Below are 13,283 nucleotides of genomic sequence, written 5' to 3' on the forward strand. Positions count from 1 at the left end.
GGGCGATTCGCGCAGACGGTCAACTCCAAGGAGTCTTCAAAAGTGGAACCAAAGTCCCAAATCCAACCCATGCCAGCGGCAACCACTCTCCCTTCAGTTTCGACGAATACGCTCGAATAACTGAGCCATTCATCGATGGGGAAATAGTCCCTGCCGAGAATATCCTTCACCTCTATGATTTATCTCGACTAATGTAATGGTGCTGTAGCCAGTTAATGCTATTAGACGTCGAGGAGCCCCGTTGAGTCCTGGCTCAACGGGGCTCCTCTTGGGTTTGCGAGAGTCAAATTCTAGGCGCTAGCGACTAAATTGAGCTCGGATTGCTGGTCAAGCTACCGAGCAACTCGCGTGCAACTGAAGCCACAGCAGCGTCAAGGTCTCGCGTAAGCGATTCAATGATCCTCTTTGAAGCCGCTACTGCCGCCCTGGAATCCTCCTCCCAGGAGATTTTTTCCTCGTAGGATCCACGATACTGTGGTGCGGCGGCCGCTGCAGCGTCAGCCCATTGCCGGGTGGAGTATACGGCAGTAATCAACTCCAGAATTTCTACCCGGCAATTTGCCTCCGGTATTTCTGCCAGTTCCATGAGAAATGGAATTGCGCTAGCGGTTGCCTCTGTGACTACAAAGCCCAATGAACAAATCCGACCTGCTATCTCGTCGATAGCATCTCGTGCATCGCTCTCGCTGGCCCATGCCAACTTTGAAAGAAGCGCTGGCATTTCAACCGCTGGGCCACTGGCGTCGGCGATTTCGCTCCATCGAACGGCGGACAGTCGCTTGAGCGGCCTTCCCATTGCATCATCCTTGGAATAGGTCGGTTACCTGGAGTCTAGACATCACTGCTTGGCATTGCGGGCAAGCTGGCAGCAGATCTCTGTATCGAGCATGATCGAATGGCTTTCGGAGCATTGCTAGGCTACTGCTTCCCCGGACTAGGTCGCCGGCGTCCATGGCCTGGGCAATGCAGCCAATTTCGGCGCACCCGCCGTGGTGACCAGTTTGATCTATTACTCGACGTAGCGGAAGGGGGAGAATCTTCAAGTCCTTCCTGCGAGTGCTGATATCAAAGTAAGTGTTCCCGGAAGGGGTCACGAGGACGCTTGCTGCACCCTCATTCTTCCCAGGGGCAAGTCTGGCCAGATCCGTGTATGCCCGGAGATCACATTCCAAGCCGCCCGTGTTATGAACGAGAAGCGGGGTGTCCCCCGCCAGCACATAGTACGTGTGGAGGTTGGAGACGGTGAGGTCGCGGGCTTCGGTCGGAGCGAGTTCGTAGTTGCGGACGGACTGGATGGTGACGGGGGTGCCGTCGGCGGTGAGGAGGGTGTCGCCGGGCTGGAGGTCGGCGGCTTGGGTCCAGCGGGCGGTGGTGATGTCCCAGTAGGGGTGGTGCTGGGTTGAGGTGAGGGTGCTGGGGGTGGTGTTGGTGGCAGTGAGGGTGAGATCGGTGAAGAGGGTGTCGTCGGGGGTGACGATGGTGTTGACGACGGCTTCGGCGGAGGTGGTGTTGGTCTGGGGGTCGGTGGCCAGGACCTGGTCGCCGACGGTGATATCACCGATGGGCTTGGCGCTGCCGTCGGCGAGGAGGACGGGTGTCGTCGGTGGGAAGCTGTGTGGGCGGCTGATCGGGCAGGCGGCGGCTACGGTGTCTTCCGCTTCCTTGGCGGCCTTGGATTCGCGGCGCCAGGTCTTCAGCCCGTCGAATAGTTCGCCGGCAAGGGTCTTGAGGGTCTTGGCGAGTTCGTAGGCCTTGTTCCAGCGGAACGCGTACTTGGCCAGGAGCTTGGTGAGCGGGCCGCCGCTGAACATGCTGGTGACGACGTTGAGGGCGGTCTCGCCGCATGAGCCGAGGTTTCCGGTCGTGACGCAGTCGATGGCGTCGGTGATACCCAGTTCGTCGGAGACGATCTTGGCGAGTTTCTTTCCGGCGTCGATGACCTTGTTCTTGGCGGTCTCGGCCTTTTTGGCGCTTGGGTTCACCGGAGTAGGGACAGGTCCGCCACCGCTGCCACCATCGTTGGTGGTGCTGACGCTGGCCGTTCCGGTATCGGGCGTGGGCGGCACAGGCGGAGGTGCGGCGCCCGGCATGTAGGTCGCGGTCGTCTCCGCCGCGTTGCTCATGGTGATGGTGCGGCCTGCGCCGCAGGCGTAGAGCGTGCCGCACTCCTCCGAGCGGAGGCCGCTCGGGTCGGACTTGTTGACCGGGTCGTTCTCGGAGTACGCGTAGCCGTTCCACTGTTGTGGGTCGCCGGCGTCGAGGACGGGGTCCAGGCTCAGGAATCGGCCTGTGGTGGGTTGGTACTGGCGGGCGCCGAGGTTGGTGAGGCCGGTGATGTCGTCCTTGGTGCCGCCGACGAAGCCGTGGTCGCCGGCCCAGATGGAGGGCTGGGTGCCGCGGGGGTTGCCGAAGGGGTCGGTGGGTCGCCGGTTCTCCGCCAGCGTCCTGGCGTTGATGGCCAGGGAGTTGCTGCCGTGGTGGTCGGCGAACTGGTAGGTGAGGACGTTGCCGCCCTGGCGCACCAGGGTGATGCCGCCGGGGATGGAGTAGTAGCGCGAGGCGGTGAGCGACTTGGTGACGGTGTCGTAGATCAGCTCGTCGCCGTTGGCGAGGTTGATGGTCGTCTTGCCGGGGTTGCGCCGGACGAGCTGGCTGCCGTCGGCGTCGTACACGTAGGTGGTGGCGCCGCTGCCGGTCTTGTCGACCGACTCCAGACGGTCCTCGCCGTTCCAGGTGAGCGTGGTGGTGCCGGCGGTGTCCGTCACGGCGGTGGTGTGTCCGGCCGCGTCGTACTGGGAGGTGCTGGTGGTCGGATTGTCACCGCCCACACGGTTGGTGGAGGTGAGCAGGGCGTGCGGCCCGCCGGTTCCGCCGCCGCTTCCGGGAGCGGTGGTCGGGGTGTTGCGGGTGCCCGCGTTCGGGAAGGTCTGGGTGGTGGTGACGTCCCGGGAGGTGTCGCCGCCCGGGTCGTGGGCGACCATGCCGGTCCGGTTGCCGGTCAGGTCGTACTGGTAGCTCTGCCAGTAGGGGGCGGAGCCGCCGACGGTGGTCTGGGCCGGGACCTGGGCGCCGCTCGTCGGAGTGTCGTTGGTGCAGCGGCCCTGGCCGCCGACCGCCGGGTTGGGCTCCTGGTAGAGGCGCCCGGTGTCACTCCAGGCCGTGGTGAGGCGGCCGAGGTAGTCGTAGCTGAAGCACTGCAGGTCGGTCGCGGACGGTGTGTTGTTGGGGATGCTGCGGATCGCCGTGATCCGGCCGACCTGGTTGTAGGCGTAGGTGGTGTGCTGGACCGAACCGGTGGTCGCGGTCTGCTTGTCGACGAACTGGCTGATCGGGCGCCCGGTGGACTCGTCGAAGGTGTTGGTCGCGACGATCTGGGTGCCGTACGGGTTCATCGTGGAGCGGATGTTGCGGCCGTAGGCGTCGTAGTCGGACTGGACGTCGTAGGCGATGCCGCCGAGTCCGCCGACGTCGTGCAGGAGACCGTAGGCCTCGTAGTTGTAGGTGACCGACTCGGCGAACAGGTCGCCGACCGCAGGCAGGCCCGTCTTGGTGAGCGCGCCGGTGATGGGGTTGTAGACGGCCTGGTACGTGAAGGTGAGCGGGTTGGCCTGCCCGACCTCGCTACCGGGAATGGTGACGGTGGTCTTGGTCGGCCGGTAGGCGGTGTCCATCGCGGTCACCGCGGTGGTGTACGCCGCGCCGCTCTGGCCGCCGACGTAGCGGGTGGAAGTGGCGGGCTTGCCCTTGGCCACGGTGTCGTACGTGCGGCCGGTGAGCCGGTTGGCGGGGCTGACCGAGTCCTTGTAGGTACCCGTCGGCCGGCCGAGCAGGTCGTAGGTGGAGACGATGCTCTGGCCCCGGGCGTCGGTGGAGCTGGCCACCCGGCCGGCGGTGTCGTAGGTGACGGTGCTGGTACCGGCGTCGGGGTCGCTGGTACCGGTGCGGCGCCCGCGCTGGTCGTAGTTGTACGTCCAGGTGTTGCCGGCAGCGTCCGTGCGGGAGGCCTCGGTGCCCACCTGGGAATAGCTGTAGGACGTGACGTCCGCGTCTCCGGGGTTCCCGGTCGGAGCCGGGGTGCGGTACTGCCACAGCTGCAGGGTGCGCCCGCGCGCGTCGGAGATCGTGGTGGTGGCCCTGCCGTCGGTCGGCGGGGTGACGTCGACCCGGCCCGGCTCGGGGTACGAGGTCACGGTGGTGGTCTGCGGGACGCCGTACGCGAGCGACTGGCTGGCGACCACACGGCCCATGCCGTCGAAGGAGGTGTGCGACTGGCTGGGGACCTTGGCGTTGTCGGGCTCGAAGCGGACGGTGCTGGGCGGGTTGAGATTGTTGTAGTACGTGTTGTTGGTCGCGGCGGCGCGACCGTGGGAGTCGTAGAAGGTGTCGGTGATCAGTCGGCCGGCGTACGCCGAGATCGCCGGGTCGGTCTGCGTCTGCACGACGCGGGCGAGGCCGTCCAGGATCTGGATGGACTCCTGGTACCTCGAGGTGTGCCGAAGCGTCTGGGTCGTGATCGAGGACGGACCGTCGTTCCTGAGCTGGTAGGTGAACTTGTAGTCGGCGGGCGAGCTGGTGCCGCGTCCGGCCTGCCAGACGGCCGTCAGTCGGCCGAGGGAATCGTAGGTCTGGGTGACGGTACGGCCGTTGACGTCCGTGGTGGTCAGGGGAAGGGACCGGGTGGGGTCGAGGGTGACGGTCGAGGTCCAGCCGGTTGCCGCCTCGGGGGTGCCGGCCGGAGCGGGCGCGATCACGGTGTTCTTGTTGGGCAGTTCGCCCGGCGCGGCGGAGCTGTAGACGGTGGTGGTGGCGGCACCGTTCGGGTGCGCGCTGTCGGTCGTGGTGGGGTCGGTGACGGTGGTGGGACGGCCGTAGGCGTCGTACGCGCTGGTGCCGGTGGTGGTCCACTGGGCGGTGCCGTTGGCGTCGTACTTCTCCAGCACCTGGAGGCCAGTGGCCGACGCGGTGGTGCCCAGGCTGCCGTGGGGCTGGTTGTCGTAGAGGGTGCGACCGCCGGTGACGGTGTTCGCCGCTGTGGGGGTCGCGTCGCAGGCGTTCTCGCCGGAGACGGTGAGTGTCTGGGATACGGCGTTGACGATGGGCGAGGCCGGGTTGGCCGCGTACTGCGTCCGCACACAGACGTCCGGGGTGCCGTCGGCCTTCTGCAGGAGCTTCGAGGGGCGGTAGGGCGAGCTTGACTCTACGAACGTGGTGTCCGTTGTCGTGCGCCAGCTGCCGTCAGACCTCCTGGCCCCGGCGGTCACGGTGCTCTGGGCAGGTGAGGCGTAGCGGGCCTGGAGCGGGGGCAGGGAGTTCCCCCGGCTGTGGGAGGCGACCACTGCGGGCTCGGTGCTGGTGTTGACGCTGGTGGCGGAAGGGGTGTCGGCGGTGGCGTCGGCGTAGGTGGCTGATTCGAGGACCTGGCCCGTGAGCCAGTCGTGGTCGGTCGCGGAAGCGACCGTAGCTCCCTTGGCCGGGACGCCGGTGCGGACGTTGCCGGCGGCGTCGTGGTCGCCTTCCATGCCTTGGTAGTAGTAGGTGGACGACTTGCTCTGCGGTCCGTCACCGGCGGTGCCACTGACTGCGGTGACGGAAGCGTAGCCACGGAACTGGTCCCAGGTACGGACGGCGTCGTCGATGCCATCGGCGTCGTTGCGGTGCCAGGCGGCCTTGCCGTAGGTGTAGGTGGTGCTTTGAGGGAGGGAGCCGCGGACGAAGTCGGAGCGCGGGTCGACGGTCACGACGTGGACCGGGTAGCGCAGGAACCAGTCGTCGACGGGGCTGTCGGTCGCTGTGGCGTTGGGCTCGTACCACTTGACGTTGAAGCAGGGCAGCTCGTTGTTGTCGGGCGAGGCCGGCATGGTGTTGGCGTTGCGCGAGCAGGACTGGCTGTAGTAGTCGATGCCGATGGCACCGCCGGTCTCGGTGGTGATGAGCTCCATCCGCAGGCGGAGGAAGTCGGACCTGACCGGGGTGAGCCCGTCAACGCGGTTGCGCAGAGCCATTCCCTTGAAGGTGACGGGGTTCAGGGGAATGTCACCTTGGCCGCTGCTGTGGCCTGTCCGCTGGATCGAGGCCAGCCACGGGATCTGGGGATCCGTGGTGGGGGCGTTCGGGTCCTTGCCCGGGACATTGGGGTACTTGCTGGTGTCGTGAGGATCTTCGAACGTGTGTGTCAGCCGATAAGTGTCGACATCGCGGTACTCGTTGTTGACGCGGACCTTGGTGGTGATGGTGTTGAGCCATCGGCTGGTCCAGAAGCTGGGACCCGTGTTGGCACAGGCTCCCTCGGCGGCGCACTGCTGGTCCACCGGGACGTCCGGCCAGTTGCCGGCGTTCTCGGGGGTACGGTTCTCTGCCTTGCAGGGAGTCTCTCCAGCGAGGCAGCGCTCACCGCTCTCGAAGACGACCTGGGAGGCGGGCTGGTGGGCGCCGTTGCTGTTCAGCTGGTCGGAGAGGAGCTGGCCGTAGCCGATGACGTGCAGATTGCCGGAGCGGGTGTACTCGGTGGGAGTACCGCTGCCGTGGTTCTGACCCGCGCCGAGAGCGTAGTGGTTCTTCTCGGGGTCGTACGTGAACGTGGTCAGGTTGCCGTGGGGGTCGACAATGTAGTCGAGGTTCCACCGCCAGGCGCTCTGGCACCAGGAGGCATTGCCCTTGGCGGAGTCGTAGCAGGGGTCACCGGGCTTCGGGGAGAACACCGGGACGGTCCAGGCCGACTGGCTCGCGGGACCGGTGTTGGTCGGAGTGCCCTGGGCCGAGGGCAGGTGGTTCAGGCCGAAGTAGTAGACGGTGCCGCTGGTGTCCGTGACCTTGAGGAAGGATCTGTTCCAGGTGCCGTTGTCGGCGCCGGTGAGGAACTCGACCTTGGTGCCGTCGTCGGACTGCAGGCGCCAGGTGCACTTGGACAGTTCGTCGCGCGGGTCGGAGGTGTCGCAGGAGCCGTCGTGCGGGACGAGCTGGCCGGAGTGGCCCGCCAGGGAGAGCGTCAGGTTGGCGCCGCCCCAGCACTGGTCGCCGGAGCCGGCTATGCCGGCCTTCGAGCACGGCTGGTAGGAACGCTCGACGAAGCCCGAGCCGAGGTCCCAGCCCTCACCGATCCAGGAGGCCTGGGAGTTGGTCGCGGAGGTCTTGCCGTCGACGGACGCCGAGTCGTAGGAAAGGCCGATCTGCGGGACGCCACCGCCGAGGCTGGGCGGCATCTGGACCGGGTAGTTGTAGGTGAACGAGCCGGAGGAGCCACCGGCGGCCCAGCCCTGGCTGGGGTTCAGGCTGGTGGCGCTGTAGGTGCCGGAGCCGCTGCTCGGGGCTCCCTGCAGCGCGAGGACCATGGCGGGCGCCGCGGTGGGAGTACCGGCCGCCGCCGATGCGGTCAAGCCCTTCGCGAACGGCGAGGCCACCGGCGCGGAGGCGGGCAGGTCGACATCGGCGACCAGTTTTTTCGTCTCCGGGTCGAGGTGGGAGGGGACCGGGGTGCGGGTCCGGCACTGCTCCGCGCCCGGGCTGGTGAGCGCGCACGCGGGCAGGGCGACCAGGGTGGCGCGGCTTGCCCAGTCGCCGCCGTAGGCGGGGGCAAGGGCTACGGGGTCCAGACTCACCCGGGCCTTGGTGGCGGGGTGCTGCTCTGCGAGGGAGAGGGAGACCAGCGCGCCGCTGACGCCTGCGGCCTTGGCGGTGGCGGTGTCGGCAACCGTGACACTGACCTTGGTGTTCGCCTCGGATTCGGCGCTGTCGGCTCGGCGGGCGGGGGACGGCTTGTCGCCACCGGCTATGGACGACACCCAGACCGGGAGATCGCCGGCCTTCTTGGCGGTCGCGGCGGCGGGCTCCTGGACCGTGTTGCCGTGGCCGTCGGAGCGGGTGGTGGTCGTGCCGGCTGCAGGAGCCTGGGTGAGGTCGACCGCCGCGGCGCCGGCAGGAGCGTTCTTTCCGCTCTTGTCCTGGACAGGCTTGGCGGGTTCGGTCTTGGCCCGGGCCGCTGCCGGACGCGGGGCGTCCTTGCCGGTGACCGACTCCGTGCCCGGGAGCGGTGTCTGAGGCGGTGACCAGACGCGCTGGTAGTCCGGCGCCGCCGCGAAGGCTATGCCTCCGGCCGGAACCATCAGGGAGGCGACGACCGCAAGGGTACTGACCAGGGCGGTCCGTGATCGTCGTGAGTAGGAGGCCCGAGACCGGGCCGAGCGTGCACGGTGAAAGAGCACCGTCACCCCTCCGTCGGTGACCGTGCCCGTGGGAACGGCCAGGTGATCAAGAGTCAGCCGACCTTATGAGCTGCTTACATTCCGTGTCGAGGAGTCGACAAAGATCGCCTACGGTGATTCAAATCACTTGGGGTGCGAATCGTGCGAAGCAATGGCAAACCACTTCTGCGACACCGAAAAAACGTTGACGGAGTGTCGTGAGCGTGAGCAGGTTTCGTCTGTCCTGTGCGCAGTGCCGGTCTGCAGCACACGCACGAATCTCCATCTAGGGAAGGCTTCGTCGTGCCCACGTCCCCCAGATCACGCCCTATCCGGCGCCGCGCCGGCACCCTGGCCCTACGTGTGCCCGCGCTCGGCCTCGGACTCGCCCTGTGCGGCGGCCTCCCGGTGCCGGCGGCGATGGCCGCGCCGCAGCCTGGCGCCAAGAGCCTTGCCCAGGTGATGGCGGAGGCCGATGCCGCACACGCGAAGATGCGGCCGCCCGCGACCGAGGCGGAGAAAGCGATCGCCCAGGCCAAGGGCACGGGCGTGGCCGTGCCCGTGCCCTCGCTCACCGACGACTACAGCGAGACGGTTGCCACTCCCGAGGGTCATCTCCAGAAGACGCTGCATGTGGAACGGCAGCGGGTCAAGCAGAACGGCGCGTGGGCGGATCTCGATGCCACGCTGGTGGTCGATCCCAAGGGAGGCTTTCGCCCGAAGGCCTCGGGTGCCGGTGTCCACCTGTCGGCCGGCGGATCCGGCGCGCTCGCTACCCTCACCAGTGCGGACGGAAAGCAGCTTGCGCTCAACTCGCCCTTCCCGCTGACGCAGGGTCACGTGGACGAGGACGGCGACGGTGTGCTCTACCCCGAGGTCGCTCCCGGAATCGACCTGAAGGCCACCGCCACCAAGTACGGGGGCCTCAGTACCGTCCTGGTCGTGAAGAACGCCGCGGCGGCCGCGAACCCGGCGCTCAGGTCGGTCACGTTCCCCGTGACCACCGCGGGCGTGACCGTGAAGGCGGACGCCGATTACAGCCTCTCGGCCGCCGCTGAGGACGGCACCGTGCGTTGGCACGCCCCTGCGCCCCGGATGTGGGACAGCAGCACGGTTGCCCCGGCCCCGGCCACGCCCTCCACTCCGCCTCCGGCGACGTCGTCCGGTCCGACGCTGGCGAAAGTCGGTTTGACCGTACCCGGTTTGACGTCTGCCGGAGCGGCCACCGCCAGCGGTGATCCCGAGGGTCCCACGACCAGTAGCGTCGACGGCCCGGGCAACAGTGCCAAGGTGTCAGTGATGCCCACCACCGCCGGCAGCGGCGGTATCACCCTGAGCCCCGACCAGGACCTGCTTGCCCACGGTGAGGGACCCTGGTTCATCGACCCGGGCTGGATCTATGACGACCGCACCGGCAACGGTTGGGCGTGGACCCAGTCCGCCTACCCGAAGCAGAACAACTTCCTGAGGACCGCTACGCCCCAGGAGCCGTACAACCGGCCCGGCGTCGGTGCTCAGGAGTACGTCCAGAAGACGGGAATCGAGCGGTCCTTCTTCCAGATCGACTCCGCCGGCTTCTCCGGCACGATCATCAACAAGGCCGTTATGACGATGTGGCAGGCCAAGTCGTCCAATTGGGACTGCAAGAAGGCCTATCCCCTCAACCTCTTCGTTGTCAACAAGCCCATTGACACGAGCACGACCTGGCAGGATGCTCCGACCCATCTCGGCGGCCGGATCGGGGATCCCGCTTGGGTTCCCGGATCCGGGAATCCGGGATGCACCAACGGCATCGACTTCCGCTTCGACGTGACCTCGGCCTACCGCGAATGGGCGTGGCAGACCAATGCCATGACATTCACGGTCGAGGGCGACGAGAACGACAAGCTCGCGTTCAAGCGCCTCGACTACCGGCCCATCGTGGTGGTCGAGTACGACCGCGCCCCCAACACCCCCACGAACCCCTACACCTACCCCGCGCCGCGGACCGTCTCCCCGGACCAGACCGTTCCGGGCTGCGACGGCAACGGCTGGGGCTGGCTGGGCGCCGGGGCCGACCTTAACGGCGTCACGCTCAACGCGACCGTCAGCAGCCCCGTCCAGCAGACCCTGTACTCGTGGAGCCACATCTGGGACTACACCCTGCCCGGTGTTCCTGACGTCGCATCGGACTACACCGGGCCTGTGGGCAACGGCAGCAACGCGGCGTACCGGGTGCCCGACGGCATCATTCAGGACGGTCACGTCTACGGCTACAGCATCATGGCCAGCGACCAGCTGGTCGGCATGTCGGGATCCACCCCCGCCTGTCACTTCGGCGTCGACCGGACCCCGCCCACCGTGCAGGTCCCGTCGCTGTACGACCAGCTGTCCGACGAGGCGCTCGCCACCCAGTTCCCGCCGTCGGGCAACGGGCAGGGCAGCAGGCTGCGTTCCGGCGAGTGGGGGAACATCCCCTACACCCCCGTCGACCCGAACCCTTCGGGCGGCCAGACCTCCGGCGTCGTCTGCGCGCGCTGGAGCTTCGACCCGCAGTTCGAGGGGGCGTCCTGGAAGTGCGGCGACTCGATGCCGACGGGCGGGCTTCCCGTCTTCCCCACCGCCTGGGGAACCAACATCGCCTACATCCAGGTCGAGGACAACGCGGGCAACGTCTCGCCCGTTGCCCAGTACGCCTTCTACGTGCCATGGAACCCGGACGGCCCGCAGCCGGTGTTCGGCGACGTGACCGGTGACGGCGCAGCCGACATCCTCACCGCCGACCAGGCCGGCAACCTCCGCACCTACAGCATCCCCGGCAACACGGTGGCCAAGAGCCCGACTGCCGCGCTCGCCGCGATACCGGCGGACACCCCGGACAGCAGCACGTGGGCCGGCGGCGCCGTTCAGTACAGCCACCGGGGCGCGCTCACTGGTGGCAAGCACGTTGACGACCTCTTCGTGCATGTGAAGGACGACCCCGATCTCTACGTCTACGGCAACCCCGGTAACAGCCGTTCCACAGGCCGATACAACAGCAAGGTGGCGCTCGCCCGGCCGGCCTGTGTGACGCCGCCGAACGATTCCGCCTACTGCAACGGCTATTCGGCCGATTGGTCGCACACCCTGCGGGTGGCGGCGGTCGGAGACCCGGCCCACACCGATCTCGACATCAAGCTGGAGTTCAAGAACAAGACCGGCCTCGTCACGGTGGAGGCGAACAGCGACGGCAGTGATGGCGAGCTGTGGTTCTTCCCGGCCACGAGCACCAATGCGTTCGGCCAGCCCGTCCGGCTCGCCTCCGGCGGCTGGAAGGACATGGAGCTGATCACTCCGGGCGACTGGGCCGGACAGGGCCACCCCGGCCTCTGGGCACGCAACATGCGCCGGGCGGACGTGGACCAGTGGTCGGGCCAGCTGACCGCCTACACCCTCACCACCGGCACCCTCGACGTCGTCGACCCCGACTTCGGGGACCCGATCATGGACGAGAACGGCAACCCCCTGGTCGTCCCCACCGTCACCGGGATCTCCGGGCCCGCCTACATCGGGAGCGTTCCCGTCGCGACCTGGCCCGTCCTCGGCTCCGACGGAGACCTGCTCGGGAACGGGGCCCCGGGTCTCTGGGGCCGCAACGCCGACACCGGTGACATCCAGATCTGGTGGGGCCACCGCTCCGGCGACGCCACCAACCCCGGTATGGACTGGGACGCCGGCCCGCAGACCGTTGCCAACATCCGGGTGACCCCGGACTGGTACACGCTCGACCGCCAGAACACGCTCCACGCCGATGCCACCGTGCCCGTGGTCGACAGCAACGCGACCAACGCGCTCGTCGGTGTCGGCCACGTGGGGTTCACAGCAGACCGCAACGCCGTCGGTGACAGCGCTGCCACCTTCGGCGGCGACAACTACTACCGGAGCTCCCAGGCGCCCGGCATCGACACCCGTCGCAGCTACAGCGTCGCCGCCTGGGCCAAGCTCGACAGCGCCAACGGCTACGGCACGGTGCTCTCGCTGACCGGGAACGACCGCAGCCCGTTCTACCTCCAGTACTCGGCCTCGGCCGGTACCTGGGCCTTCGTCGCCCCGCACGAGGACTGGCGTTTCACCAGTACCTACTACCTCGCCGGTGGTTCGGAGCAGGCCCGCCCGCAGGTCGGGCAGTGGACCCACCTGGTGGGTACCTACAACGCCGACACCGCCACCATGACGCTCTACGTCAACGGACGGGCCGTCGGCGTCGCCAGGAACCCCCACCCGTGGTCCAGCGGGGGAACGCTCTCCATGGGCGCGGCCACCACGGTCTACTACCCGGCCGAGGACCACTTCCGGGGTGCCATCGGCGACGTCCGCGCGTACCCCTACGCGCTCACCGACCCCCAGGTCAGCAACCTCGCCATCAGCGGCACCAGCATCTCGGTGCGCAGTGCCCTCGACGGCGGCAAGTGCCTGGACAACATCGGTGGCGGAATGGACATCGGCATCTGGAACTGCTGGAACGGTCCCAACCAGCAGTTCAAGTTCAACACCGACAACCACGCCCTCATCATCCAGGGCAAGTGCGTGACCGTGCAGGACGAGGCCATCTGGAACGGAGCCCCCGTCGTCCTCGCCGACTGCGACAACCTCAAGGGCGGCCAGAAGTGGCTGCGCCGTGCCGACAACAGCCTCTACAACCCGAACTCCGGCCGCTGCCTCGAACTGCCGGGCTGGGTCACCGAGAACGGCACCCGCCTAGGCATCTGGGACTGCCACGCCGGTGCCAACCAGCGCTGGTCCCTCAGTCCCGCAACCTGACCCGCGGTACACAGACCCTTCACAAGGCCCCCGTCGCATTCCTGCGGCGGGGGCCTTGGCCTGTCCGCGTGCAGGTCAGGTGGCCGGCAGGGCCGCCGCGAGGTTGTTGGCGCGGGGGTCGGCGTGGCCGATCATGCGGTTGGTGGTGTAGGCGAAGGTGTGGGTGGTGGTGGGGTCGGCGAAGGTGAATTGGCCGCCGGCGCCGTCGTTGCCGAAGCTGGTGGGGGTGAGCATGGGGCGGAAGGTGGGGGAGGGGAGGAGGAAGCCGGAGCCCCAGCGGGCGCCCATGTCGAAGCCGAGGTGGCCGGGGCCGGAGGTGAGTTCGCG

Annotated in this window: 3 protein-coding genes and 1 pseudogene; 1 reads left to right on the forward strand and 3 read right to left on the reverse strand. The window is 67.6% G+C overall.

The window, feature by feature from the left end; translation table 11 throughout:
• Positions 1–304: 304 nt before the first annotated feature.
• Together ADK60_RS44515 and ADK60_RS47455 are read right to left on the reverse strand one after the other, a co-directional pair.
• Positions 305–796: a hypothetical protein gene (locus ADK60_RS44515; RefSeq protein ID WP_159400313.1), complete on the reverse strand. Its 492-nt coding sequence runs from the start codon at positions 794–796 to the stop codon at positions 305–307.
• A gap of 4 nt (positions 797–800) precedes the next feature.
• Positions 801–8,099 carry an RHS repeat-associated core domain-containing protein gene (locus tag ADK60_RS47455; protein ID WP_053643674.1) on the reverse strand — a complete coding sequence of 2,433 codons (7,299 nt, stop codon included), beginning with the start codon at positions 8,097–8,099 and terminating at the stop codon, positions 801–803.
• Positions 8,100–8,540: 441 nt separating this feature from the next.
• On the opposite strand from ADK60_RS47455, the gene ADK60_RS05430 reads away from it, so the two are divergent.
• Positions 8,541–12,956, forward strand: a complete 4,416-nt coding sequence (locus ADK60_RS05430; protein WP_159400314.1) for a LamG-like jellyroll fold domain-containing protein — start codon at positions 8,541–8,543, stop codon at positions 12,954–12,956.
• Between the two features lie 75 nt (positions 12,957–13,031).
• Here ADK60_RS05430 and ADK60_RS05435 read toward each other — a convergent pair.
• Positions 13,032–13,283: pseudogene (locus ADK60_RS05435) on the reverse strand (serine hydrolase); the annotation flags it as partial.

The organism is Streptomyces sp. XY431, assembly GCF_001279805.1.
In the GTDB taxonomy this organism is placed as follows: domain Bacteria; phylum Actinomycetota; class Actinomycetes; order Streptomycetales; family Streptomycetaceae; genus Kitasatospora; species Kitasatospora purpeofusca.

Coding starts and splice junctions, on each gene's coding strand:
- ADK60_RS44515 (WP_159400313.1), bottom strand. CDS start 796: ATGGGAAGGCCGCTCAAGCGACTGTCCGCCGTTCGATGGAGCGAAATC.
- ADK60_RS47455 (WP_053643674.1), bottom strand. CDS start 8,099: ATGGTTCCGGCCGGAGGCATAGCCTTCGCGGCGGCGCCGGACTACCAG.